Source organism: Bradyrhizobium sp. SZCCHNS2022, assembly GCF_032377575.1.
Classification (GTDB): Bacteria; Pseudomonadota; Alphaproteobacteria; order Rhizobiales; family Xanthobacteraceae; genus Bradyrhizobium; species Bradyrhizobium aeschynomenes.
Genome location: NZ_JAUHHZ010000001.1, coordinates 4,851,835 through 4,874,720 on the forward strand (window position 1 = coordinate 4,851,835; position 22,886 = coordinate 4,874,720).

24 protein-coding genes are annotated in these 22,886 nt (G+C 65.8%); 8 read left to right on the plus strand and 16 right to left on the minus strand.

Annotated features, from left to right (window positions below; genetic code table 11):
• The first annotated feature begins 177 nt into the window (after positions 1 to 177).
• The 3 genes from QXZ94_RS21755 to QXZ94_RS21765 are packed head-to-tail and all read left to right on the plus strand — an operon-like array spanning position 178 to position 3,713.
• A complete protein-coding gene (locus QXZ94_RS21755) occupies positions 178 to 1,218 on the plus strand; it encodes a branched-chain amino acid ABC transporter permease (RefSeq protein ID WP_315722145.1) in 1,041 nt (346 codons plus the stop codon).
• Positions 1,219 to 1,221: 3 nt separating this feature from the next.
• Complete coding sequence (locus QXZ94_RS21760; protein WP_315722146.1) at positions 1,222 to 2,991, plus strand: branched-chain amino acid ABC transporter ATP-binding protein/permease; 1,770 nt, start codon at positions 1,222 to 1,224, stop codon at positions 2,989 to 2,991.
• Positions 2,988 to 3,713 (plus strand): ABC transporter ATP-binding protein, encoded by a 726-nt coding sequence (locus tag QXZ94_RS21765; protein ID WP_315722147.1) that lies wholly within the window; start codon positions 2,988 to 2,990, stop codon positions 3,711 to 3,713. Before QXZ94_RS21760 ends, QXZ94_RS21765 begins: the two co-directional genes overlap by 4 nt.
• A gap of 29 nt (positions 3,714 to 3,742) precedes the next feature.
• On the opposite strand, the gene QXZ94_RS21770 is transcribed toward QXZ94_RS21765, so the two are convergent.
• From QXZ94_RS21770 to QXZ94_RS21795, 6 genes are all read right to left on the minus strand, one after another.
• Positions 3,743 to 4,549: a shikimate dehydrogenase gene (locus QXZ94_RS21770; protein ID WP_315722148.1), complete on the minus strand. Its 807-nt coding sequence runs from the start codon at positions 4,547 to 4,549 to the stop codon at positions 3,743 to 3,745.
• A gap of 97 nt (positions 4,550 to 4,646) precedes the next feature.
• The gene (locus tag QXZ94_RS21775) at positions 4,647 to 5,792 is read right to left on the minus strand and encodes an ABC transporter substrate-binding protein (RefSeq protein WP_315722149.1); all 1,146 of its coding nucleotides are present in this window, start codon (positions 5,790 to 5,792) and stop codon (positions 4,647 to 4,649) included.
• Between the two features lie 212 nt (positions 5,793 to 6,004).
• The gene (locus tag QXZ94_RS21780; protein WP_315722150.1) at positions 6,005 to 6,424 is read right to left on the minus strand and encodes a thioesterase family protein; all 420 of its coding nucleotides are present in this window, start codon (positions 6,422 to 6,424) and stop codon (positions 6,005 to 6,007) included.
• A 445-nt stretch (positions 6,425 to 6,869) separates the two neighbouring features.
• On the minus strand, positions 6,870 to 7,634 hold the full coding sequence (locus QXZ94_RS21785; protein WP_172183461.1) for an SDR family NAD(P)-dependent oxidoreductase: 765 nt from the start codon (positions 7,632 to 7,634) through the stop codon (positions 6,870 to 6,872).
• A 25-nt stretch (positions 7,635 to 7,659) separates the two neighbouring features.
• Positions 7,660 to 9,561: a feruloyl-CoA synthase gene (locus QXZ94_RS21790; protein WP_315722151.1), complete on the minus strand. Its 1,902-nt coding sequence runs from the start codon at positions 9,559 to 9,561 to the stop codon at positions 7,660 to 7,662.
• Position 9,562: 1 nt separating this feature from the next.
• Positions 9,563 to 10,366 carry a crotonase/enoyl-CoA hydratase family protein gene (locus QXZ94_RS21795; protein ID WP_315722152.1) on the minus strand — a complete coding sequence of 268 codons (804 nt, stop codon included), beginning with the start codon at positions 10,364 to 10,366 and terminating at the stop codon, positions 9,563 to 9,565.
• Positions 10,367 to 11,379: 1,013 nt separating this feature from the next.
• Between QXZ94_RS21795 and QXZ94_RS21800 the strand changes: the two genes are divergently transcribed.
• A complete protein-coding gene (locus QXZ94_RS21800) occupies positions 11,380 to 11,706 on the plus strand; it encodes a hypothetical protein (RefSeq protein WP_315722153.1) in 327 nt (108 codons plus the stop codon).
• A 156-nt stretch (positions 11,707 to 11,862) separates the two neighbouring features.
• On the opposite strand, the gene QXZ94_RS21805 is transcribed toward QXZ94_RS21800, so the two are convergent.
• From QXZ94_RS21805 to QXZ94_RS21820, 4 genes are all read right to left on the minus strand, one after another.
• Entirely contained in the window at positions 11,863 to 12,342 is a 480-nt protein-coding gene (locus QXZ94_RS21805; protein WP_315722154.1) for a DUF3237 domain-containing protein, read from the minus strand.
• Positions 12,342 to 13,658: a TRAP transporter large permease gene (locus QXZ94_RS21810; protein WP_172111516.1), complete on the minus strand. Its 1,317-nt coding sequence runs from the start codon at positions 13,656 to 13,658 to the stop codon at positions 12,342 to 12,344. The genes QXZ94_RS21805 and QXZ94_RS21810 overlap by 1 nt, the downstream gene beginning before the upstream one ends.
• 6 nt (positions 13,659 to 13,664) lie before the next feature.
• Positions 13,665 to 14,174 carry a TRAP transporter small permease gene (locus QXZ94_RS21815; RefSeq protein ID WP_315722155.1) on the minus strand — a complete coding sequence of 170 codons (510 nt, stop codon included), beginning with the start codon at positions 14,172 to 14,174 and terminating at the stop codon, positions 13,665 to 13,667.
• Positions 14,175 to 14,436: 262 nt separating this feature from the next.
• Positions 14,437 to 15,453, minus strand: a complete 1,017-nt coding sequence (locus tag QXZ94_RS21820) for a TRAP transporter substrate-binding protein (protein ID WP_172111518.1) — start codon at positions 15,451 to 15,453, stop codon at positions 14,437 to 14,439.
• 417 nt (positions 15,454 to 15,870) lie between these two features.
• Here QXZ94_RS21820 and QXZ94_RS21825 point away from each other — a divergent pair, with 417 nt between their 5' ends.
• A complete protein-coding gene (locus QXZ94_RS21825) occupies positions 15,871 to 16,296 on the plus strand; it encodes a PaaI family thioesterase (protein WP_315722156.1) in 426 nt (141 codons plus the stop codon).
• 5 nt (positions 16,297 to 16,301) lie between these two features.
• Here the strand turns inward: QXZ94_RS21825 and QXZ94_RS21830 are convergent, their stop codons facing one another.
• The gene (locus QXZ94_RS21830; RefSeq protein ID WP_315722157.1) at positions 16,302 to 17,186 is read right to left on the minus strand and encodes a LysR family transcriptional regulator; all 885 of its coding nucleotides are present in this window, start codon (positions 17,184 to 17,186) and stop codon (positions 16,302 to 16,304) included.
• Positions 17,187 to 17,305: 119 nt separating this feature from the next.
• On the opposite strand from QXZ94_RS21830, the gene QXZ94_RS21835 reads away from it, so the two are divergent.
• Entirely contained in the window at positions 17,306 to 17,935 is a 630-nt protein-coding gene (locus QXZ94_RS21835; RefSeq protein ID WP_315722158.1) for a pyridoxamine 5'-phosphate oxidase family protein, read from the plus strand.
• Between the two features lie 88 nt (positions 17,936 to 18,023).
• Here the strand turns inward: QXZ94_RS21835 and QXZ94_RS21840 are convergent, their stop codons facing one another.
• Complete coding sequence (locus tag QXZ94_RS21840; RefSeq protein ID WP_315722159.1) at positions 18,024 to 18,752, minus strand: glutathione S-transferase family protein; 729 nt, start codon at positions 18,750 to 18,752, stop codon at positions 18,024 to 18,026.
• A gap of 218 nt (positions 18,753 to 18,970) precedes the next feature.
• Here QXZ94_RS21840 and QXZ94_RS21845 point away from each other — a divergent pair, with 218 nt between their 5' ends.
• Positions 18,971 to 19,669, plus strand: a complete 699-nt coding sequence (locus QXZ94_RS21845) for a helix-turn-helix transcriptional regulator (protein ID WP_172111523.1) — start codon at positions 18,971 to 18,973, stop codon at positions 19,667 to 19,669.
• Between the two features lie 4 nt (positions 19,670 to 19,673).
• On the plus strand, positions 19,674 to 20,006 hold the full coding sequence (locus QXZ94_RS21850; RefSeq protein ID WP_315722160.1) for a YkgJ family cysteine cluster protein: 333 nt from the start codon (positions 19,674 to 19,676) through the stop codon (positions 20,004 to 20,006).
• Here the strand turns inward: QXZ94_RS21850 and QXZ94_RS21855 are convergent.
• The 4 genes from QXZ94_RS21855 to QXZ94_RS21870 all read right to left on the minus strand — a co-directional run bounded on the left by QXZ94_RS21855 (position 19,996) and on the right by QXZ94_RS21870 (position 22,700).
• Entirely contained in the window at positions 19,996 to 20,388 is a 393-nt protein-coding gene (locus QXZ94_RS21855) for a hypothetical protein (RefSeq protein WP_172111525.1), read from the minus strand. The two genes, QXZ94_RS21850 and QXZ94_RS21855, sit on opposite strands and share 11 nt — an antisense overlap.
• A 95-nt stretch (positions 20,389 to 20,483) precedes the next feature.
• Positions 20,484 to 20,834, minus strand: a complete 351-nt coding sequence (locus tag QXZ94_RS21860) for a DUF3307 domain-containing protein (protein WP_172111753.1) — start codon at positions 20,832 to 20,834, stop codon at positions 20,484 to 20,486.
• Between the two features lie 293 nt (positions 20,835 to 21,127).
• Positions 21,128 to 22,012: a DUF6537 domain-containing protein gene (locus QXZ94_RS21865; RefSeq protein WP_315722161.1), complete on the minus strand. Its 885-nt coding sequence runs from the start codon at positions 22,010 to 22,012 to the stop codon at positions 21,128 to 21,130.
• 19 nt (positions 22,013 to 22,031) lie between these two features.
• On the minus strand, positions 22,032 to 22,700 hold the full coding sequence (locus QXZ94_RS21870; RefSeq protein WP_315722162.1) for a cyclic nucleotide-binding domain-containing protein: 669 nt from the start codon (positions 22,698 to 22,700) through the stop codon (positions 22,032 to 22,034).
• Positions 22,701 to 22,886: the final 186 nt, after the last annotated feature.

The following is a 22,886-nucleotide window of genomic DNA, read 5'->3' on the forward strand; positions in this document are numbered from 1 at the left end:
CGCATTTGCTTCCATCCCTGGTCCCGAATGCCGCAGCCGGAACAGCGGCCTTGAGATTATAATCGATAATTGTTATCCACTATATCAAACACGGGCAGCCCAATTCAACTGCCCCGACCAGCGGCTGGCGCACGGCGCCGTCCGCACCCGGTCATCACAGAGGGGGAGCGTCCTGTCTTGAACACAACGATCTTGCTGTTCCTGTTGCAGGACGGCATTACCAACGGCGCGATCTACGCCCTGCTCGGGCTGGCGCTGGTGCTGGTATTCGCCGTCACCCGGGTCATCCTGATCCCGCAGGGCGAATTCGTCACCTACGGCGCCCTCACCTACGCCTCGCTTGCGGCCGGTCGCATGCCGGGCACCGCCAAGCTCGCGGTGGTGATGGGCCTCATCGCCTTTGCCTTCGATCTCTATGCGATGCGCAAGACGCTGCACGCGCCGAAGATCGCACGCGCCTTCGGCCTCAACCTCGCCTTTCCGGTGGCCGTGCTGCTCGCAACCATGTGGGTCGCCGACCAGCGCATGCCGGCCGGCGTGAGCCTCGTGCTGTCGCTGCTGATCGTCGCCTCCATCGGCCTGTCGCTCTACCGCATCGTGTTCCAGCCGCTCGCCCACACCTCGGTGCTGGTGCTGCTGATCGCATCGGTCGGCGTGCATCTGGCGCTGCAGGGCCTCGGCCTGCTGTTCTTCGGTGCCGAGGGCCAGCGCGGCCCGACGCTCTTGACCGCGAGCGCGACGCTCGGCTCGCTGCGCTTCACCGGCCAGGGCATGGCCGTCTACGGCATCACGATCGCCTTCATCGTCGGTCTCTGGCTGTTCTTCGGCCTGACCCTGTACGGCAAGGCGCTGCGCGCCACCGCCGTCAACCGGCTCGGCGCCCGCCTGGTCGGCATCCGCACCACGCTGTCCGGCCAGATCGCGTTCCTGTTGGCCTCCACCATCGGCGCGCTCTCCGGCATCCTGATCGTGCCGATCACCACGCTCTATTACGACACCGGCTTCCTGATCGGCCTGAAGGGCTTCATTGCCGCGATCATCGGCGGCCTGATCAGCTACCCGCTGACGGCGGTCGCCGCACTGGTCGTCGGCATCGTCGAGGCGTTCTCCTCGTTCTACGCCTCGAACTTCAAGGAAGTCATCGTCTTCACGCTGCTGATCCCGGTCCTGCTGCTGCGTTCGCTCGCCGCGCCCGCGGTCGAAGAAGAGAAGGATTGAGCCGTGCGCGAGCGTTGGCCTCTCATCGTCTTTGCCGTCATCGTTGCGGCGATCCCGTTCATCCCGGGCGTGCCGCCGTTCTGGATCGTGCTGCTCGACAATATCGGCCTGTCCGCGCTGGTCGCGATGGGGCTGGTGCTGCTGACCGGCGTCGGCGGCCTCACCTCGTTCGGCCAGGCGGCCTTCGTCGGCTTCGGTGCCTACACGACCGCGGTGCTGTCGGCGCAATATGGCGTCTCGCCCTGGCTGACCCTGCCGCTGTCGCTGCTGGTGTCCGGCCTTGCCGCGGTTCTGCTCGGCCTCGTCACGGTGAGGCTGTCCGGCCACTATCTGCCGCTGGGCACGCTCGCCTGGGGCCTTGGGCTCTACTACCTCTTCAGCAAGCTTGCCTTCCTCGGCCGCAATGACGGCATCTCCGGCATCCCGCCGCTGTCGATCGGCAGCCTCAGGATGCTCGATCCCGGCACGATCTATTTCGCGATCTGGGCCGCCGTGCTGATCTCCGCGCTGCTGACGATGAACCTGCTGGACTCCCGCACCGGCCGCGCCATCCGCGCGCTGCGTCGGGGCCACATCGCCGCGGAAGCGTTCGGCGTGTATTCGCCGCGCGCCAAGCTGCTGGTGTTCATCTACGCCGCCGTCCTCGCCGGCCTGTCCGGCTGGCTCTACGCGCACTTCACCCGCGCGGTGAACCCGACGCCGTTCGGCGCCCAGGCCGGCATCGAATATCTGTTCGTCGCGGTCGTCGGTGGCGCCGGCTACGTCTGGGGCGGCGTGCTCGGCGCTGCGATCGTCGTGGTGCTGAAGGAGGTGCTGCAAAGCTATCTCCCGCTGCTGCTGCATGGCGAGGGCCAGCTCGAGACCATCGTGTTCGGCATCCTCCTCGTCACCCTGCTGCAGCTCGCGCCGACCGGCCTGTGGCCGTGGCTGACTGCGCGGCTGCCGTTCAAGCCGCTCGCCAAGAAGCCGGACACCTCGCTCAAGCTGCCGGCGCGCGAGCGCGCTGCAAGCACGCCGAACGTGCTACTGCAGGTCGACAATGCGCGCAAACAGTTCGGCGGCGTGGTGGCGGTCAACAACGTCTCCTTCGACGTCCAGGCCCGCGAGATCGTGGCGCTGATCGGCCCCAACGGCGCCGGCAAGAGCACGACCTTCAATTTGATCACCGGCGTGCTGCCGCCGACCTCCGGCAACATCTCGGTGCTCGGCAAGGCCGTCGGCAATGCGCCGCCGCAGGACGTCGTCAAGCTCGGCATTTCCCGCACCTTCCAGCACGTCAAGCTGGTGCCTGACATGACCGTACTCGAGAACGTCGCGATCGGCGCGCATCTGCGCGGCCATTCCGGCGCGCTCTCCAGCATGTTCCGGCTCGACCGCGGCGACGAGGCCAAGCTGCTCGCCGAAGCGGCGCGGCAGATCGAGCGCGTCGGGCTCGGCGACCAGATGCACCAGCTCGCCGGCTCTCTGTCGCTCGGCCAGCAGCGCATCGTCGAGATCGCCCGCGCGCTGTGCGTCGATCCGATGCTGCTGCTGCTCGATGAGCCCGCCGCCGGCTTGCGCCACATGGAGAAGCAGCGCCTCGGCGCGCTGCTCCGCGACCTCAGGGCCGGCGGCATGTCGGTGCTGCTGGTGGAGCACGACATGGGCTTCGTCATGGATCTCGCCGACCGCATCGTGGTGCTCGATTTCGGCACCAAGATCGCCGAGGGCACCCCAGCCGCGATCAAGACCAATCCCGAGGTGATCAAGGCGTATCTCGGAGCCACCGCATGAGCACCCTGCTGGAAGTCAGCGACGCCCACGTCTCCTACGGCAAGGTCGAGGCGGTCCGCTCGGTCTCGCTCACCGTGGCCGAGAACGAGATCGTCACCATCATCGGCGCCAATGGCGCCGGCAAGACGACGCTGCTGAGCGCCATCATGGGCGTGTTTCCGCTCAAGGGCCGCGTCTCCTTCCTGGGCGAGGACCTCGCACGCTACGAGATCGAGGACCGCGTCGCCCGCGGCCTCTGCCTGGTGCCGGAGCATCGCGAGCTGTTCGCGACCATGAACGTCGAGGACAATCTGCAGCTCGGCGCGTTCAGGATGTCGAAGGCGCATGCTTCCAGAGGTTTCGAGCACGTCTATACGCTGTTTCCGAAGCTGAAGGAGCGGCGCAAGCAGCTCGCCGGCACCTTGTCGGGCGGCGAGCAGCAGATGCTGGCGATGGGTCGCGCGCTGATGGGCTCGCCGAAGATGCTGATGCTCGACGAGCCGAGCCTCGGTCTGGCGCCGATCATCGTCGCCGGAATCTTCGAGATCGTCGCCAAGCTGCGCCAGGAAGGCGTCTCGGTGCTGCTGGTCGAGCAGAACGCCAAGGCCGCGCTGAACGTCGCCGACCGTGCCTATGTGATGGAGCTCGGCGAGTTCGTGCTCAATGGCAAGGCGAGCGACATCGCGACCGACCAGCGCGTGGCGGCGAGCTATCTCGGCTTTGCCGAGACGGCCGCGAGCTGAGCCGGACCTGGAGATGGGACGGCGCTGCTTCAGGATGGCGCCTCCTTCGACAAGAGGAAGTCGACCATCACGCGCTCCAGGGCCCGGTACATGTCGGTGCCGGTCGCCGTCAGGCAGCCGCGTTCACGCGCGGCGGCGATGAACGGCGAGACCTCCGGCTTGGTGATGACACAACCGCAATAGGCTGACGGGCTGACGGTCGCCATGTCGACCGGCAGGGGATCGCCGGGCTGCATGCCGGCCGGGGTCGCATTGGCGACCATGTCGAATCCGCCGGCATCGGTGCTGCCGATGACCGCGCGGCCTTTGCCGCGCTCATTGAGACGCGCGATCAGCGCATCGCGACGGCCTGGATCGCTGTCGTGAATGGCGAGCTCGCGCACGCCGGAATCGATCAGCGCCAGCGCGATCGCCGAGCCGGCACCGCCTGCCCCGACCTGCAAGGCGCGAACGCCGGCGGGATCGAAGCCCGCGGCCTTCGCTGCACCGACGAACCCGAGCCCGTCGACCATGTCGCCGTGCCACTTGCCATGGACGCCACGTCGCATCAGGTTCACGGCGCCGATGAAGTGCGCGCGCTCGGTCGCGGTCGTGCAGGCCCGGTAGCAAGCGAATTTATGCGGGATGGTCGCCACGATGCCGTCGAGATTTTTGACCCGCGTCATCGTCGCGATGAAGGCAGCGAGATCGGCCGGCGCGACCTGGACCGCAACCAGGATCGCATCGCTCTCGCGATCCGCGAAGGCTTCGCTGACACCGGCCGGCGCACGGACCTGCGCGATGGGATCGCCGATGATGATGTGGAGCCTGGTGGCGCCGGTGGGGGCGAAGATCATCGCGGCCTCTCGGAAAACGATAAAGATTGTGGTCCAAATAGCCGAAAGGCCGGCTCATCGAGCCGGCCCTTCTCATTCGAAGCTATGGTCTGTCCGCTCACTTCGCCGGGACGTACTTGCCGTCCTTCACGGTCAGGATGATGCGGGCGCGGTCGTCGAGGCCGGAGCGGTCCTTTTCGGTGAAGTTGTAGACGCCCTGCGAGGCCGCCATGTCCTTCTCGGTCAGGAGCGCCTGGCGGATCGCCTCGCGGAACTCCGGCGTGCCGGGCTTGGCGGTCTTGAGCGCCACCGGGATGACGCGCTTGAGGATCTCGAACGCGTCGAACGAGTGGCCGGCGAACTGGCTGCGGCTGTTCGGACCGTACTTGCCCTCATAGGCCTTGTTCAGCTCCATACCCGGCTTCTTGGTCAACGCGCTGTCGTCCTGCGTCTCCGGCGACATCACCGGGCCCGAGGCCATGATGACGCCTTCCGCCGCCTTGCCGGCGATGCGGATGAAGTCCATGCTCGCCGCGCCATGGGTCTGATAGATGAGACCCGTGTAGCCGCGCTCGCGCAGCTCGGTCTGCGGCAGCGCCGCGGCGGTGCCGGAGGCGCCGACCAGGATCGCATCCGGATTGGCGGCGACGAGCTTCAGCACCTGGCCGGTGACCGAGGTGTCGGGACGCGCGAAACGCTCCTCGTCGGCAATGGTGATGCCCATCGGCACGGCCTGGTTCTTGAGGTCGTTGAACCAGAGATCGCCATAGGAGTCGGAATAGCCGATATAGCCGACAGTCTTGATGTTGTGCGCCTTCATGTGCTCGTACAGCACCTTGCCCATGATAGGCACCGGCTGCGGCATCACCACGGACCATTTGGCGCGCTCCGGCGTGACCGGGAACGGCGCCAGGCCGAAATGCGGAATGCCGGCTTCGCTGGCGACGTTGGACACCGCGATGGTCGGCGGCGTCAGCGCCGAGCCCATGATGATGTCGGCCTTGGATTCGGTCACGAAGCGGCGGGCGTTGGTGGTCGCCGTGGTCGGATCGCCGCCGTCGTCGAGCACGATCACCTTCAGCGGCACGCCGCCGATCTCCTTCGGCACGAACTCCAGCGCATTGCGCTCGGGGATGCCGAGCGCCGCGCCCGGACCCGTGGTGGTGGTGGTGATGCCGATGGTGATCTCGCTGGTCTGCGCCAGCGCCGGGACCGACGCGAGCATCGCGATGACGCCAGCCGCCGCCAGATAGGCCTTCCTCATAAAATCCTCCCTCAATCTTTTCGGTTCAGCTCGTGATCCGCCGATCCTGTTTGCATTCCGCCCCTTGTCCGGGGCGCCTTCCAACACGGCCGGCCGATATGTGTCCAAACGTGATCATAGCATTGAACACGAGAAGATCACTTCTCACCATCCGACCAAAGCACGACAGCTGAACATCCTTAAGACGGCCGCATGTCGCACCTATTCCAGCCTCATCCTCCGAGAAACCTGGCTCGCATCTCCTCCGGGAACGGCGCCGATTTCAGCCTGTCCGGGTCCGCCGGATCGCGGCCGACCAGCACCCGCGTCTCGAAGCCCTCGATCGCCAGCGCCTCGCCCTTGAACACCTTGTGGGTGACGTCGAAGGAGGAGCGCTTGATGCTCTCGATCCGGCTCTCGATCGTGATCCAGTCGCCATAGGTCGAGGGGATGTAGAATTTCGCGCGGGTGTCGACCATGGGGATGCCGACCAGTCCATAGCGGCGGACGATGTCCTGCTTGGAAAAGCCGGCCGCCTCGAACATCACCGAGGTCGCATCGTCGAACATCGCGAAATAGCGCGGATAGTAGACGATGTTGGCGGGATCGCAGTCGCCCCACTGGATCTGCACGTCGCGGCGGTTGACGAACATCAGTTGTGTCCCTCGCTATCGGCTGCGGAGACGGTGAGCCCCCTCTCCCCGTCCTTCACGGGGAGAGGGTCGGGGTGAGGGGCAGCCACGCGCACCAGACTCGCGGAGAGCCCCCTCACCCGGATTGCATCTGGCGATGCAATCCGGCCTCTCCCCGCATCCGCCTTCGCTCTTCGAGCTACGGCGGACAAGCGCGGGAAGAGGCTGGGAGCGAGCTCGTGGCGAACAGTGGTGTCCATCAATCCAACTACGCTTCACCGTTTTCCTGGGCGGTGGGCACGCTGCGCTTTGCCCACGCTACGGATCTCTCCGTCGTCATTCCGGGGCGCGCAAAGCGCGAGCCCGGAATCCATGTCTCGATTGCGTCAGACGCCAAATGGATTCCGGGCCCGACGCTTTCGCGTCGTCCCGGAATGACAACCATGTGGACGTCGGTGCGCTGCACTTATTTCGGCGCCATGCGCAGCGAGCCGTCGAGGCGGACGACTTCGCCGTTGAGATAGGGGTTCTCGACCATGTGCAAAGCGAGTGCGGCGAATTCGTCGGCGTGGCCGAGCCGGCGCGGGAACGGGATCGCGGCGGCGAGCGAGTCCTGGGCCTCCTGCGGCAGGTTGGCGAGCAGCGGGGTCAGGAACAGGCCGGGCGCGATGGTCAGCACACGGATGCCGAACTGCGCCAGCTCGCGCGCGATCGGGAGGGTCATGCCGACGATGCCACCCTTCGAGGCCGAGTAGGCCGATTGCCCGATCTGGCCGTCATAGGCGGCCACCGACGCCGTGTTGATGACGACGCCGCGCTCGCCGGTCGCCTGCGGCTCCAGCTTGGTCATGCCGTTGGTGACCAGACGCAGCATGTTGAACGAGCCGATCAGGTTGACCTTGATGACCTTCTCGAAATCGGACAGCGCCATCGGACCGTCGCGGCCGACGACGCGCTTGGCGACGCCGATGCCGGCGCAGTTCACCAGCACGCGCGGCTGCTGGCCGAGCGCCTTGACGGCCTCGGCGACGCCGGCTTCCGCGCCCGCGGCGTCGGAGACGTCGCAGACCACGGAGACGCCGTTGATCTCGGCTGCGACCTCGGCCGCCAGCTTGGCGTTGAGATCGAACACGGCGACCTTGGCGCCCTGCGACGCGAGCTTGCGGGCGGTGGCGGCCCCGAGGCCGGAGGCGCCGCCGGTGACGATGGCGGCCTGATCCTTCAACAACATGTCGTTTCTCCCTTGAATGCTCAGGTCAGCGGGCCAGGATGACGTCGTCGTCCGGCGCCGCAGCGTAGATGCGCTCGATCAGGTCCTTGCGGTTCTCCAGCACGGCGCGCTGGTTGATCGAGCCCTTGTCGGTGACCTCGCCCTTGTCGATGGACAACGGCAGGCCGAGCAGCACGGCGCGCGCGATGCGGGTCGACGAGCCGGTCGCGGTGGCCAGGAACTTCGTGAACCGCTCCCGGAACGCTTCCCGGATCAGGGGATCGGCAGCGGTCGCGGCGAGGTCGTCGAACGGCAACGTCGCGTTGATCAGGCGGCAGCCGTCGAGATCGAGCACGACGATGGCCGCGATCTCGTCGCGGTTGATGCCGGCAATGATCACGTCGCGCGCCAGTGGCGCGCAGGCCGCGACGAAGCGCGCCCTGAGAGGGCCGACCGAGACCCAGGTGCCGGATGCGAGCTTGAAGTCCTCGGCGACGCGGCCGTCGAAATCGAAGCCGGCGTTGAAATCGTTGGGGTCGACGGGCTTCAGCGCGTCGCCCATCTGATAGTAGCCTTCCGAGTCGAACGCCGCGGCCGACACCTCGGGCAGGCGCCAATAGCCCGGCGTGACGTTCGGGCCTTTGGCGCGCACTTCCATCTTGCCGTTGTTCGGCACCAGCTTGGCCTCGTTGCCCGGCACGGGAAGGCCGACATGGCCGGAGCGGCTGGTGCGCGGATTGACCGACATGAAGAACGGCGCGGTCTCGGTCGAGCCGAGGCCGGTCAGCATCGGCACGCGATATCCCGTCTCGGCCACGGAGAGCTCGTCGAGCTCGTTCCAGACGTGCGGGGCGAGAGCGGCGCCGGAGAAGAACATCGCGTGCAGCCGCTTGAAGAAGGTCTTCCGCAGACCCGGGTCCTCGCGGAAATACGGCAGTAATGACTCGTAGCCCTTGGGGACGTTGAAGTAGACCGTCGGCGAGATCTCGCGCAGGTTGCGCACCGTCTCCTCGATGCCGCCGGGCACGGGCTTGCCCTGGTCGAGATACATCGAGCCGCCGTTGAACAGGGTCAGGCCGATGTTGTGGTTACCGCCGAACGTGTGATTCCACGGCAGCCAGTCGATGATGACGGGCGGCTCGTCCTTCAGGAAGGCCAGCGTCTCGCGGATCATCACCTGGTTGGCGCAGATCATGCGCTGGGTGTTGATGACGGCCTTCGGATTGCCGGTCGAGCCCGAGGTGAGCAGGAATTTCGCGATCGTGTCCGGACCGATCTTGTCATTGATAGCGTCGAGGCCGGGGAACAGCGGCGAGGCGATGAGATCGGCGAGCATCGTGACCTTGCGGCCCGGCACCGCGCCGAACGACGCCACGATCTCGGTGCCCTCGGGCACGTTGGCGACCAGCGCGTCAGCGAACTTGTCGGCGTCGTCGACGAAGACGAGGCCCGGCGTCAGCAGCTTCATCAAATAAGCGAGCTTGCCGTAGTCGCGCGACACCAGCGAATAGGCCGGGGAGACCGGGCAGAACGGCACGCCGGCATAGAGCGAGCCGAACGCGACCAGCGCATGGTCGATCGAGTTGCCGGAGAGGATCATCACCGGGCGATCCGGCGACAGGCCGCGGGCGAGCAGGCCGGAGGCGATGTGCCGGCTTGCCGCCAGCAACGTGCCATAGCTCAGCTCGCGCCAGCCCTCGGGGCCGACGCGTTCGGCCATGAAGACGCGCTCCGGCGTTTCCTTGGCGAAGTGGTGCAGCCGGTCGGTGATCCGCTGCGGGAAGTCGCCGAGCGGCCGCGACGGCCGGAGATAGATGGTGCCGTCGTCACGGCGCTCGACGTTGACGACGGGATCGTTGAAAGAGATCGCGCGCAACGGATGAACACTGGCGCTGCGCGCCGTGTTGTCCGTCCCTCCCTGTGTGCTTGTTCTTGTTTGTGCGGTCATGTCACGTCGGCTTCACTTTTGCGGTCTTGTGATCGAGGAAGGCGCGGATACGACTCTTGGCCTCCTTGTCGCTCTGCGCGACGGTGGCCATCAGCGATTCCATCAGCAGCCCGGTCTGCGGGTTGGCCTCGGCGATCATCGGCAAGGCCTGCAGCACGGCGAAGTTCGTCAGCGGCGCGTTGCCCGCGATCTTGGCCGCCAGCTCCAGCGCCTTGGTCATCGAGGCACCGGCGTCGACGAGATATTGCGCGAAGCCGTAGGACGAGCCTTCGGTGGCCGAGTAGACGCGGCCGGTCAGCATCATGTCCATCATGCGGGCGACGCCGATCAGGCGCGGCAATCGGACCGAGCCGCCGCCGCCGACGAAGATGCCGCGCTGGCCCTCGGGCAGCGCGAAATAGGCCGAGGGCTCGGCGACGCGAATATGCGCGGCGCAGGCCAGCTCGAGGCCGCCGCCGATGACGGCGCCCTTCAGCGCGGCGATGACCGGCACGCGGCAGTATTGGATGCGGTCGAACACGCGATGCCACATCTGCGAATGCTGGAGGCCTTCGGTGGCGTCGCGCTCGCGCAACTCGGACAGATCGAGGCCGGAGGAGAAATTCTCGCCGAGGCCGTGGATCACGACGCAGCGGACGTCGTCGGGCAGGCTCGTGAAGCACTCGCCGATCGCGAGGATGATGCCGTCATTCAGCGCATTGCGCTTGGCGGGACGGTTGAGCCCGATCGTCAGGACGGCGCCCTGCTGTTCGATCTGCAGCAGAGACGGATCGCCCGCTGGCGTGGCGGTGTCGGCGTTTCCCATCGCTTGATTGTGTCCTGTTCAGAATAGTTATGTTTTATAACGATCTCGGCAGGAGTCAATAAGCGGCGCCTGAGATCGTGTTGTGCAATGCAAAATGGACGGTGCCTCGAATGAACTACATGAGGCGTGCGGGCGGCATCGTAAGACGCATCAGCGCAAAGGCAAATGACATGATGCGGCATTCCCGCGGCGAATTCGCGCCCGGGGTTTGCTGATCTCGTTCACCCTCTCATGCAGAGGGCGCAGGGAAGGCCAGGCGCCGACTGACGCCTGCGGCCCGCCTGCGAAAAAAATGCAGGCGGCAGGTACCACAGGTGCAGCCGGAGAACGCCCGGCCTTCCCTGCGCGATGGTCTTCACGCTTATACGCAGTCTGCCTGGTGCGCCGGGCTTGTTGGCCACCATTCGCGACAATGCTTACGCATTGCGCGGGACACCAGCATCGGGGTGCCAGCACGCTGCGACTTCACGTCCGCGTCACGCCGTTCGTCCGCGCGAGCAAAGCCCACGCTGCGGCATGATCGCGGCCACCGCTCCCCGCCCCGCGTGTCGTGACGATCGCGCGCAACGCCCCTCGGCTTGGGGCGGGATGGGGGAGATAATCACGATTTCCGATAAATCGCAAGATATTTTTATTTTACAGAATGCCCAAACGGCGCCATCGGATCGACTTCACAGTCGCGAGATATCTCCTCTCGTCATTCCGGGGCGCCCGCAGGGCGAGCCCGGAATCCATAACCACCATCGGGAGTATGGATTCCGGGCTCGTGCCGCTTCTCGGCCGCCCCGGAATGACCCGTGGATGGGTCGACGATCTGGATCATCTAACAGGTTAATTACGCCCGGCCGGGCGTCGAAGAATCCGATGCACCGTCGAAGTGATGCATCGGCCTGATGCGACAGTTTCTACCGCCGGCTCCGAAACTGAACGGCCCACAACACCCCATTCAGGGTGCCTTCAAAGCGCGCGCTGTAGAACGTTGACCGTCACCACACTTCCCAATGGAGGGGACCATGGTTTCGCTGAAGAATTCTCTTGCTGGCGGCGTTGCCGCGCTTGCCGTGACCGCCACCCTGCTCGCCGGCGCGGCGCCGGCCCAGGCGCATGACGGCCGCAACGCGGCGCTGATCGGCGGTCTCCTGGTCGGCGCGCTCGTCGGCGGCGCCATCGCGTCGGAAGCGCAAGCCTATGAGCCCGCGCCGGTGTACCGCTCCCACTACCGCGACGCTGCGTATGATGGCTACGGCTACGAGCGCCACCGCTACGTGCCTGCTTACCGCGACCGCAATTGCGACCATGGCGGCTACGGCCGGGCGTCGAGCTGGGACGACGAGGATTAGTCGCCGGCCTTGCCGAATACGAAGCTGTTGCGACGAACGACCCGGTCAGCCAATAACTCCGTCATGGCCGGGCTTGTCCCGGCCGTGACGACGTGGAGACAGGCGACCGCCAAACTCAGGCCGCCTGATGCGATCGCATTACGCAAGCAGCCGGGCCTACAACACCACGTGCACGTCGATGATGACGCGGTCCGCGTGCCGGGCGGCGGAGCCGACGAAGACGTGCTCCATCAGCCAGCGATATCTGTCGTGGCCGGTCTCGAAGCGCGGGTGGGTGCGGAAGTAGATCAGCTTGGGGTCCACCGGCTCGCCGCGCTTGAGCTTCTGCAAGAGGTCGACCGGCCCGAAGCGGATGCCGCGGTTTTCGACATAGATGGTTGCGCCGTCATCGGTCTCGAAAGCGTATTTGGCCTCGAGATCGATCAGCTCGTTCGGGCGGATGACCTGGAAGTCGGCGCCGAAATTGCAGATCCTGCCGCCGACGCCCTCGCCGTTCAGGCCGGGACCCTTCACCTCGCCGCCGTGGATCGGGATGATCCGGCGCACGCCGATGCCGGTTTCGCCGGCCGAGGTCACGGCGCCGATCATCACGGTGAGGGTGAAGACGTAGCGGGTGTCGAGAGCGGGCGTCGTCATCAGCGGGCCATCTGTTGCGGGAGCCAGGTCGCGAGCAGCGGGAAGGCGATCAGGATCACCAGCCGGATCAGGTCGGTTGCGACGAACGGCAGCACGCCCTTGAAGATGGTCGAGAACGACACGTCCTTGACCACGCTCTTGATGACAAAGACGTTCATGCCGACCGGCGGATGGATCAGGCCGAGCTCGACGGTCATCACGATGATGACGCCGAACCAGATCGGATCGAAGCCGAGATGCTGGATGACCGGAAAGATGATCGGCACGGTCAGGATGATCATCGCCATCGCGTCCATCAGGCAGCCGAGGACGAGGTACATCACCATGATCAGCGCCAGCACGCCATACGGCCCGAGGCCGAGGCCGGTCAGGAACTCCGTCACCTTCTGTGGCGTCTGCGTCACCGTGAGGAAATAGCCGAAGATCAGCGCGCCGATCAGCACCGTGAACACGGCAGCCGCGGTGCGCGTCGCCTGCAGCAGCGAGGCCAGGATCTTCTCCTTGTCCAGGCGCCCGGTGAACACCCCGATCAGGAATGCGCCGGTGGCGCCGACGCCGCCGGCCTCGGTCGGCGTGAAGCGCGGCAGGAAGGGCAGACCATAGAGGCCACCGATCACGAACAGGAACAGCAGCATCGGCGCCCAGATGCCTTTCAGGCCCTTGATGCGCTCGGACCACGGCGGCGCCTCGCCCTTCGGCAGGAAGTCCGGCCTGACGCGCCCGATCACCGTGATGGTGATCATGTACATGGTCATCGCCAGCAGGCCCGGGATGATGCCGGCGATGAACAGCTTGCCGATGTCCTGCTCGGTGATGATGCCGTAGACGGCGAGCACCGTCGACGGCGGCAGCATCGCGCCCAGGGTGCCGCCGGCGGCGATGACGCCGGTGGCGAAGGACTGCGGATAGCCGAAGCGGCGCATCTCGGGATAGGCCACCGCCGAGAAGGTCGCGGCCGTCGCGACCGACGAGCCGCAGATCGCGGCGAAGCCGCCGCAGGCCGCCACCGTCGCGATGCCGAGGCCGCCTCTAAGATGACCGACGAAGCCGTTGGCGGCGCGGAACAGCTCGCGGCTCATGCCGGAGTTGGACACGAACGTACCCATCAGCAGGAACATCGGGATCACGCCGAACGTGTAGTCCGTGACCGTGCGCATCGAGGTCTGGCCGACCAGCTTCAGCGCCGCCGTGCCGTTGACGAGATAGGCGAAGCCGGAGACGCCGACGAGGCCCATCGCCATGCCGACGGGAACGCGCAGCAGCATCAGCGCGAACAGCGCAACGAAGCCGATGACGGCAACCGCATCCGTGCTCATGCGGCACTACTCCGTGGGCTTGACGTGAGGGTCATGAATCTCCTCGGGATGGAAGATCAGGCGATAGGTTCGGATGGCGATCAGCAGCACCGCCGAGACGTCGCCGATCCAGGCGATGGCGAAGAACGGCCAGGTCGGCATGTGCAGATCGTAGGTGAGGACGTTGTCCTCATAGGTGCCGCGCACCTTGTCGAACAGGGTCCAGGTCTGCACGGTGACGACGAACAGCAGGACGAGCGTTGCGAAGATGTCGATCCAGCGCTGGTAGCGCGGACCGACATTGCCCCAGATCAGATCGACCGTGATGTGGGTGCCGCGATACGACGTCGCAGCAATGCCCCAGAAGATCAGGATGCCGAGCAGCATGCGCCCGATGTCGAACGAGTCCGGGATCGCGTAGTTCAGCGTGTTGCGCAGCAGCACCGACAGGAAGATGTCGAGCGCGACGATGCCGACGAAGAACGCGGCGATCCACTCGATCCCGTCGATGATCCGATCCATGAAGGCGCGCTGCATGGTGTGTCCGTTTCAGAAAGCCTGGTGCTTATCGCAGAGTGTGGAGCAAGCTGCTGCGCAGCTGTCGGTGAGCCCCCTCTCCCCGCGTGCGGAGAGAGGGTTGGGGTGAGGGGACGCTCCAAGCGCTCGGCTGAAGGAGTGGGTGCAGGTCCAGCCGCGAGGACTGCCCGTGCGGCTGCCCCTCACCCCAGCCCTCTCCCCGTGAAGAACGGGGAGAGGGGGCGCACCGTCTGCCGCGCAATAGCTTGGGTGACAATCAGACTTACTGCGCCAGCGCTTTGTACTTGGCGAGCGAGGCCTTCAGCTCGGTCATGGCGGCGTCGGCGTCGATGCCGGTCTTCTTGACGCCGTCGGCCCAGGTCTTGAACAGCGGCTCGGAGGCCTTCTTCCAGGCAGCGGTCTGCTCCGGCGTCAGCTTGTAGACCTCCTGGCCGGACTCGGCCTTGATCTTGTCCACGCCGGCGTCCTCGAACTTGCCCCAGGGCTCGCCGACCCGGCCGGCCGCTTCCGTGTTGCAGTTGTCGTCGATCGCCTTCTTCTGCATCGCCGACATCTGGTTGTACTTGTCCTTGTTCATGACGAAGACGAAGGTCGTCACGTAGAACGGCGCGTCCATGTGATACTTGGTGACCTTGTCGACGCCGAACAGCACCAGCGACCCGGCCGGGAAGGTGACGCCGTCGGCGACGCCGCGCTCGATGATGTCGCGCACTTCAGGCGCCGACGACTGCACGTTGGTGCCGCCGAGCAGGGTCACGAAATTCGCGATCGTCGCATCCGCCGGGCGGATCTTCATGCCCTTGACGTCCTCGGGCAAGACGACCTTCTTGGTCCTCGTATGGAAGGCGGAGGGGGTATGGACGAAGGCGAGGCAATATTTGACGTCCTTCATCTCCTTCTCGGCGTACTTGCGATACCAGGCATCGAGACCCTCCGAGCCGCCCTTGGCGTCGGAGATCAGGAACGGCAGCTCGCCGGCGCCGATGATCGGGAAACGGCCGGGCTGATAGCCGGGGTTCACATAAGTGACATCGGCGATGCCGTCGCGTGCCATGTCGTAATGGTCGAATGCCTTGCCGAGCTGCTGGGCCGGGAACACCTTGCCCTTGATGGTGCCGCCGGAAGCCTTCTCGACCGACGCGGCCCAGTCCTCCAGTGCCTTTTGCAGCGGATGGCTCGCCGGCACCCAGTGGGAAATCTTCAATTCGAACGTCTTGTCCTGCGCAAGAGCGGGAGTCACACCGGCAGCCAGCGCCAACGCCAGAAGCGTCTTCCTCATCGAATCGTCTCCTTCCATCGATTGAGCCTTCGAGGGCCCTTTGCTTCATTGTTATAGCATATAAGCATCATTGCAAGCGTGACGGCAGGCTTGCCATTGCTGCACGCGCCAAGCGGAGCCTGTCGCTGCGGCCGGCGTCAGTATGGCAGACGAAAGTTGCAGGTGCACGATTTTTCCTTAACACGTTAAGGATTTGCGATTCACCCAAAATTGCGCATCCGCATCGACACACCAAGAGATTGCTCAATGCGCCTGGCCGCCGAGCTGCGACTGCGACATCATGCGCGCGGTTCCTCTCCGCGTCGGCGCGCGGCGTTTCAAACATCGGCGCAAAAGTCGTTTGAAACTTTGTAGGCGGTGCAAAACGCGCGCAGACATCGTTGACTGTGGACGTCACCAGCAATGAACGAGACGCGCATGAGCAGCATTCCCGCCGGATTCGAACCGCATTTCCGCAAGAGCCCGTTCACCGATCCCTGGGAGCCGCTCTATGCCAGGAAGACCGACAAGGCCGTCATCCTCGGCCTGCGGCTGGCCACACCGCACACCAATTCGCGCGGCTTGATCCATGGCGGCCTGATCGCCTCGCTGGCCGACAATGCGATGGGCTACAGCTGCGCCCAGGCGCTGGGCTGGGAGGTGTCCCTGGTCACGATCAATCTCGCGGTGGACTATATCGGCAGCGCCGGAATCGGGCAGTGGCTCAGCGTCGAGAGCGACGTCATCAAGAGCGGGCGGACGGTCTCGTTCGCCCATTGCCTCGTCCGCGCCGACGACGTCGTGATCGCGCGGGCCAATGCCACCTTCCACGTCACGCCGAAGCGGCATGACGCCCCGGCGTGACGCGATCACCCGAAGCGCCAGTTGCAGCTTTCCGTCACCAGATCGATGAAGGCGCGGACCTTGGCCGACAGCAGCCGCGAGCTCGGAAACACGATGTGGATCGGCAGCGGCGGCTGCTCGTATTTCGCAAGCACGCGCTTGAGGCGGCCGCCATGCAGCGCCTCCGCGGCCTGATAGGCGAGCACCCGCGTCACGCCGCCGCCGGCCTCGGCATATTGAATCGCGGTGTCGGCATTGTTGGTGACGAGCCGCGGACTGATCGGGATGCGCAGCTCGCGATCGTCCTTGACGAAGCGCCAGTCCGGCCACGGGCCGAACTGGATGGTCTGGTGCCTGGCCAGCGCCTCCGGGGCCCGCGGCTCGCCATGCGCCTTGAAGTAGGCGGGCGCGCCGACCACGATCCGCCGCATGCTGCCGACCTGGCGGGCGACGAGCGAGGAATCGCCGAGATGGCCGATGCGCACGGCGCAATCGATGCCGTCCTCGACCAGGTTGATGATGCGGTCCTCCAGACGCAACTCAGCGGAGACATCGGTATAACGGCTCAGATAGGCCGACATGACCGGGCCGACATGCAAGCGGCCGAAGCCGACGGGAGCGGAGACGACCAGCCGCCCGGCCGGCTGCAACCGCTCGCTCTCGGCCGCCAGCTCCGCTTCCGCGAGGTCGGCGAGGATGCGGCTGGCGCGCGCGAGGTAGCGCCGCCCGGAATCGGTGAGCGTCACCGAGCGCGTCGTCCGCTGCAGCAGGCGGACGCCGAGATGCGTCTCGAGCGCGGCAACCAGCCGGGTGACGGCCGACGGCGACAGCTTCAGCCGGCGCGCCGCCGGCGCGAAGCCGTTGAGCTCGGCGACGGTGACGAACGCCTGCATGGCATCGATGCGGTCCATGGGATTATTGCAGCATTCGCAACGATCCAGTGTCAAGCCACCGGATTATTTCCGGCGGGATTCCGGACCATATTCCGGTGCGGCGGCAGTTGCTGCCGCATCGACAGGGAGTCATTGCCATGACCCAGACAGCCATCCAACCGCCCACCGATGTCGTGTTCTCGCCGGCCGTGAAGGCGGTCCAGGCGCGGAAGGGATCGCGCGAGAGCTATGCCCGGATGGAGAGCCGCGGCTGGCGCCGCGAGGTCGACGCCGATCTCGCCGGCCGCCTCGCCGAGGCCACGAGCTTCTATCTCGCCACCGCCTCGGCCGACGGCCAGCCCTACATCCAGCATCGCGGCGGGCCGAAGGGCTTTCTCAAGGTGCTCGACAGCCGCACGCTGGCGTTCGCCGACTACAGCGGCAACCGGCAGTACATCACGCAGGGCAATCTGTCGGAGAATGCGCGGGCGTACATCTTCGTGATGGACTACGCGCACCGGCGGAGGGTGAAGATCTGGGGTACGGCGCGCGTGGTCGAGGATGATGCCGCGCTGACGGCGTCCTTGATGCCCGGGAACTACCGGGCGCGGCCGGAGCAGGTCATCCTGTTCACGATCGAGGCGTGGGACACCAACTGCCCGCAGCACATTCCGCAGAAGTTCGACGCGGCTGACGTTGCGGAAGCACTGGCCGTTCGGGACGCGAGGATTGCAGAGCTCGAGGCCGAGCTGGCGCGATTGAAGGGCGAGGGTGCAGCCGCTGTCTAAGTCCTGCGCCTGACAGGCCACTTCCGTCATTCCGGGTTCAAGGCCTCACGGCCTCGCCCCGGAACGACGGCGGTGGTGACGGAGTGGCTCAGGCGGCTTCCGCCGCCCGGCCCCAGTCGAACTCCGGAAAATACTGCGTCATCATCCGATCGGCATAGGCCACCAGATTGCCGAAACCCTCGGTGCGCCGGCGCAGCTCGGAGTCGAAGAACGGCGTCAGGATGCCCGCGATGACCGCGAACGCCGTGGCGTCGGTGCCGCAGGGACGATCCCCCATCAGATACGGCCGCTCGCCGAGCTGCACCGACAAGGCGCGCAACGAGCGTGCGGCAAGATCGATGTCCTCGTCGGGCGCATGGCGGCCCAGCCCGGAAATCAGGTAGTTCTCGGCGACGCGGAACTGCGCGTCCTCGCGCAGCTTGTCACGTCGGTCGGCGGGTGCGCCGTCGAAGAAATGCGCCGGGCCCTTGGCGAAGTTGACCGGATCGACCCAGCGCGCGCCGACGAGCGCAAAATACAGATGATGCTCGATCATGCGCTCGAACGCCCAGGCCTGCGCCCGCGCGCGCACGTCGAGCCCGGCATCGAAGTCGAAGCCGTAGCGCCGCTCGATATGGGCGCGGATGAAGGTGGAGTCGGCGATCAGCGCGCCGCCATCGTCGATGAAGGGCAGCTGGCCCTTGGGCGAGGCCGGCGGCATCGCCCGTTGTTTCCGATAGGCGAGCCCCGCCATCTTCAGCTGCACCTCCGTCTTGGTGACGAAGGGGCTGATCTCCGGCAGGCCGAAGCCCGCGCCCAAACCAAACAGCGCAATCATGACAGCACTCCCGACTTCCTGAGCAGGCGTCGGACGCTACGCACATGCTGCTGCCACCATGGTGTCAGCAGCGGCAGTAGCGTGGTGGCAAGGCCCAGGCCATAAAGCATCATCATCGACATCACCCCTTCAATCCTTGTGTTGGCCCGGTATAAGGACAGGCTGCTGCCAGCATCCTGTCAGCAGCGGCGGGGTGATCGCTTCCGCGGGGACCCACCATGAGACGCGCCGACCGGCTGTTCCAGATCATCCAGGTGCTGAGACGCACGCGCCGCCCGCTGACGGCGGATGCGATCGCGGCCGAGCTGGAGACGTCGAAGCGCACGATCTATCGCGACATCGCCACTTTGATCGGCCAGCGCGTGCCGATCCGCGGCGAGGCCGGCATGGGCTACATCCTGGAGAAGGGTTTTGATCTGCCGCCGCTGATGCTGACGCCGGACGAGATCGAGGCGGCCGTGCTCGGCGCGCAATGGGTGGCGGCCAATGCCGATCCGGTGCTGGCGCGCGCGGCGGAGGATCTGATGGCCAAGATCGCCGACACCGTGCCGGAGCGGCTGCGGCCGTTCGTGCTGGAGCCTGCGAGCCGCGCGCCGCGGCCATGGAGCCGCGAGCCCGACCGCATCGACATGTCACGCACGCGCTCGCAGATTCACGAGGGCCGCAAGATCCGCTTACGCTATCGCGACGAGCAGGGCCGCGACAGCGAGCGGGTGATCTGGCCGATCGCGATCGGCTATCATGACGCGGTGCGCATCCTCGCCGCCTGGTGCGAGCTGCGCCGCGACTTCCGCAGCTTCAGGACGGATCGCGTGGTCGAAGCGGCCTATCTGGACGACAAATATCCCGAGCGGCGCGAGGCGCTGCGCGCGAAATGGCGGCGCAGCCTGGTGTGGGAGGTTCCGAAGGATGTCTGAGCCGATGTCTGATCAGCTTGACGCCAGCCCCTGTCAAAGCTGCGGCGCCTGCTGCGCCTATTCGTCGAACTGGCCGCGCTTCACGATCGAGGAGGATGACGCGCTCGACCTGATCCCGCCCGAGCTGGTCAACGACAGGCTGTCGGGCATGCGCTGCGAGAACGACCGCTGCTGCGCGCTCGACGGCGAGATCGCACGCGCCGTGTCCTGCAGGATCTACGCAATCCGTCCGGATGTGTGCCGCATTTGCATGCCGGGCGATGCCGAATGCGCGATGGCGCGGCGCAAGTTCGGCCTGCCTGCGCTGCCGCGAGCGAAAGGTCCGCTCAGGCGGTGACAGGCGCGAGATCGTCGTCGAGGTCGTCGTCGAGCGGCGCTACCGCGGAGAGCGGCTTGGTCGACAGCGAGATTGGCTTCTTGCTCGACAGCGGGCTCGCCCGCCCGCCGCTGCTGCCGCGCGACTGCGCGTAGAGAACGGTGCCGACGCGGCCGCCGAACTGCAGCAGATCCTGCTCGGTGCAGGTGGAGGCGATCGCCAGCGCCAATGAATGCAAATGGGTCCGCCGGTAGCAGAACAGCGCGAGCATGGCGCGGACATCGGCCGACACGCTCTCGACCAGTGCAGGCAGTCCGTTTGCATCGGCGCGATAGAGCGCACCGAGAAGTTCCTCGCCGACCGGGCAGGCATCGCTGTCGAAGGCACTACGGCTTGGAAGCATCTGTTGAATCCTCTTCAAGCGAGGATGCAGCGCGAATCGCTAATGCGGGGTTAACCATGTTCGACGGCGGGCATAGCGACCCGCGCAGCCGCGTCTCAGCCGTTCGCCGCCATGAAGATCGACAGCCCGAAGCCGGTGAGGTGATGCAGCGCCTGGTCGACGCCGATCAGGGTCCAGAACCAGGGATGCTCGAGGGTCATGCCGAAACGCGACGAGCAGATGCCCTTGATGCGATCGATCGTGATGTGGATCGCAAAGTCGATCACCGCGACGAACCAGAACTTCGGCGCGACGATCAGGATCAGCACCATCGCCACGGCGAGATGGATCAGGCAGTGCACCAGCAATGGCAGTGCCCAGCCCTTCCGCTGGTCCTTGCCATAAGCCATCCAGGCATTCTGCAGCACGAAGTCGCCAATGATGTGCTTGAAGGTGAGCAGCAGCATCCAGCCGACCAGCGCACCTACCGGAACCTGCGACGACAAAGCGGGGAAAGACAAAGCTGACGCTCTCGCTACGACCAATCCTTTGACGCACCGGGAACTGGAGGCGTTCAGCGCAATCTGATGAGAATACCCGGCCAATTCGACGCGTATGCGACGCTTATGACATCTCTGGTGGCGAATTGCACGCGAAAGGGAACCTGAAAGCGCACTCTGCTACCCTTCCCACATCTTCGACGAGAGGTAAGGTTACCTTCACCGGCGTTGGCGTGCGACTCCGCGCCGTGCGGCGGCATTCATTCGGCCGCGTTGCTCTTCGGTTCCGGCGTCAGCGCCCGCGCGCGGATCTGGGCGATGGTCCGCTTCAGGGCGCCCTGCCCCGGCTCCGCCAGCGCGACGGCGCGGGCCTCGGCGATGGCGGCGGCGAGATCTTGGATCGGCAGCACGCCATCGAAAGTCGGCTTGGCCAGGCCGTCGATGATGGCATGCCAATCCGCGAGCCCCTGCCGGTAGGCGTCGCCCTGCCCCTGGATCATCGTCGCCGTCGCGATCACCGCGGCAGCCGCGGCGGGCTGCTTGTCGAGCGCACGGGCGATCATGTGCAGCCAGCGCTCGACCCAGGCCCGCTCCTCGCCATAGCGCACCGACTGCAGCCGCCAACGCCGCAGCCCGGCGATCAGCTTGAGCCGGCGCACCGCGAGCCGCGATCGGACCGAGAAGCGGACCTTGATGCGGCGGCGACCGAGCCAGCCGATCTGCTCGAAGCCGGTCAGCATCGAATCGGCGATGGCCTGCGGCAAGGCCCCGAGCAGTTCGTCGAGCCGAAACCGCCTGACATCGTCGGTGTCCCGCCCGCCCGGCCTGCGCCCCCGCTCCAGGCTCATCAATCTCAGCTGCGCGATCCGGATCGGATCCTCATAGGCCATGCGCGCCGCCAGCAATTGCGCGATCTCACACAGCGTGCCGACGTCGAGGTTCGATCGGCGAACGAACCGCTTGATGCGATCGACATAGAGCTGCGCGTAGCTGGCGCCCTGGTACTCCATCAGCAGATGGATCCCTTCGCTCACCGCCAGGGCAGCGGCCTCAGGAAGGCCATCGGGCAGAAAAGGCGGCTCGCCATCGTGGTCGCCGATGAAGTCGGCGAACAGATATCGCAGCGAGGACCGGACGCTTTCCACTGTGGTCAGCCTCCCCGGATCACGCCGATTTCGACACGGGCGCAGCGGCTGCGGTCTGTTGCGCCAGCCGCCGCTCGAGCGTCTCGATGTTCTGGAACAGGCGGGCGCTGGCCAGGCGCAGGAAATAGAAGGCGAAAGCGGGGTTCTGGACGTAGAGCTGCTCGACCTGGTCGTAGGACACCGACAGGATCAGGCCGCCCTCCACGCATTCCAGCGTCTGCGTGCGCGTATTGGACGGCGAGATCATGCCGAACTCCCCGACGATGGCGCCGATCGGCAGCTCGATGCCCGATTCGACCAGACGGAACCGGCCGCTGACGATGTAGTACATGCTGTCGGCCTTCTCGTCCTTGTAGAACAGGACCTCGCCGGGGCCGCATTTGCGCTCGGTCATGAACGGCTTCAGCCACTCCATGGACAGGTCGCTGTTGACCGACTGCTTCACGTCGCGGACCAGCTGCAGCATCTGATGCAGGCGGTAGCTGTTGAGCGGCAGCAGCACGCCGTGCAGGATGAGCACCGGGTAGTTGTGCGTCGGCACCGCGGTCGCGATCAGGACGATGTTGGTGAGGATGGCGAACACCCGCAGCGGAATCATCGTCCGCATCGACAGCGTGGCGACCACGAAGATCGATGCGAAGAGGCTGCCGGCGGCGCCTGCATGTTCGACCAGGTGTGAGGTATCCATCGGGATCAACCAGACCAGTGGGATTTCAAGGGGGAGCGGACGCCGAGGCCCGACCTCCAGACGGCGAATTTAGCGTGTCCATGCCGACTTCCGATATACGGCGAACAGACGACGATTGAACCGGTATTTGAGCCGGGACGGCAAAATTCCCCGCCCGCGGCGCCGGTCGGGCCGCCCGTCGACGTC

Excerpts from the sequence above, each read along its gene's own strand:
- QXZ94_RS21765 (WP_315722147.1), top strand. The coding sequence starts at position 2,988 with ATGAGCACCCTGCTGGAAGTCAGCGACGCCCACGTCTCCTACGGCAAG.
- QXZ94_RS21770 (WP_315722148.1), bottom strand. The coding sequence starts at position 4,549 with ATGATCTTCGCCCCCACCGGCGCCACCAGGCTCCACATCATCATCGGC.
- QXZ94_RS21775 (WP_315722149.1), bottom strand. The coding sequence starts at position 5,792 with ATGAGGAAGGCCTATCTGGCGGCGGCTGGCGTCATCGCGATGCTCGCG.
- QXZ94_RS21780 (WP_315722150.1), bottom strand. The coding sequence starts at position 6,424 with ATGTTCGTCAACCGCCGCGACGTGCAGATCCAGTGGGGCGACTGCGAT.
- QXZ94_RS21785 (WP_172183461.1), bottom strand. The coding sequence starts at position 7,634 with ATGTTGTTGAAGGATCAGGCCGCCATCGTCACCGGCGGCGCCTCCGGC.
- QXZ94_RS21790 (WP_315722151.1), bottom strand. The coding sequence starts at position 9,561 with ATGACCGCACAAACAAGAACAAGCACACAGGGAGGGACGGACAACACG.
- QXZ94_RS21795 (WP_315722152.1), bottom strand. The coding sequence starts at position 10,366 with ATGGGAAACGCCGACACCGCCACGCCAGCGGGCGATCCGTCTCTGCTG.
- QXZ94_RS21800 (WP_315722153.1), top strand. The coding sequence starts at position 11,380 with ATGGTTTCGCTGAAGAATTCTCTTGCTGGCGGCGTTGCCGCGCTTGCC.
- QXZ94_RS21805 (WP_315722154.1), bottom strand. The coding sequence starts at position 12,342 with ATGACGACGCCCGCTCTCGACACCCGCTACGTCTTCACCCTCACCGTG.
- QXZ94_RS21810 (WP_172111516.1), bottom strand. The coding sequence starts at position 13,658 with ATGAGCACGGATGCGGTTGCCGTCATCGGCTTCGTTGCGCTGTTCGCG.
- QXZ94_RS21815 (WP_315722155.1), bottom strand. The coding sequence starts at position 14,174 with ATGCAGCGCGCCTTCATGGATCGGATCATCGACGGGATCGAGTGGATC.
- QXZ94_RS21820 (WP_172111518.1), bottom strand. The coding sequence starts at position 15,453 with ATGAGGAAGACGCTTCTGGCGTTGGCGCTGGCTGCCGGTGTGACTCCC.
- QXZ94_RS21825 (WP_315722156.1), top strand. The coding sequence starts at position 15,871 with ATGAGCAGCATTCCCGCCGGATTCGAACCGCATTTCCGCAAGAGCCCG.
- QXZ94_RS21830 (WP_315722157.1), bottom strand. The coding sequence starts at position 17,186 with ATGGACCGCATCGATGCCATGCAGGCGTTCGTCACCGTCGCCGAGCTC.
- QXZ94_RS21835 (WP_315722158.1), top strand. The coding sequence starts at position 17,306 with ATGACCCAGACAGCCATCCAACCGCCCACCGATGTCGTGTTCTCGCCG.
- QXZ94_RS21840 (WP_315722159.1), bottom strand. The coding sequence starts at position 18,752 with ATGATTGCGCTGTTTGGTTTGGGCGCGGGCTTCGGCCTGCCGGAGATC.
- QXZ94_RS21845 (WP_172111523.1), top strand. The coding sequence starts at position 18,971 with ATGAGACGCGCCGACCGGCTGTTCCAGATCATCCAGGTGCTGAGACGC.
- QXZ94_RS21850 (WP_315722160.1), top strand. The coding sequence starts at position 19,674 with ATGTCTGATCAGCTTGACGCCAGCCCCTGTCAAAGCTGCGGCGCCTGC.
- QXZ94_RS21855 (WP_172111525.1), bottom strand. The coding sequence starts at position 20,388 with ATGCTTCCAAGCCGTAGTGCCTTCGACAGCGATGCCTGCCCGGTCGGC.
- QXZ94_RS21860 (WP_172111753.1), bottom strand. The coding sequence starts at position 20,834 with ATGCTGCTGCTCACCTTCAAGCACATCATTGGCGACTTCGTGCTGCAG.
- QXZ94_RS21870 (WP_315722162.1), bottom strand. The coding sequence starts at position 22,700 with ATGGATACCTCACACCTGGTCGAACATGCAGGCGCCGCCGGCAGCCTC.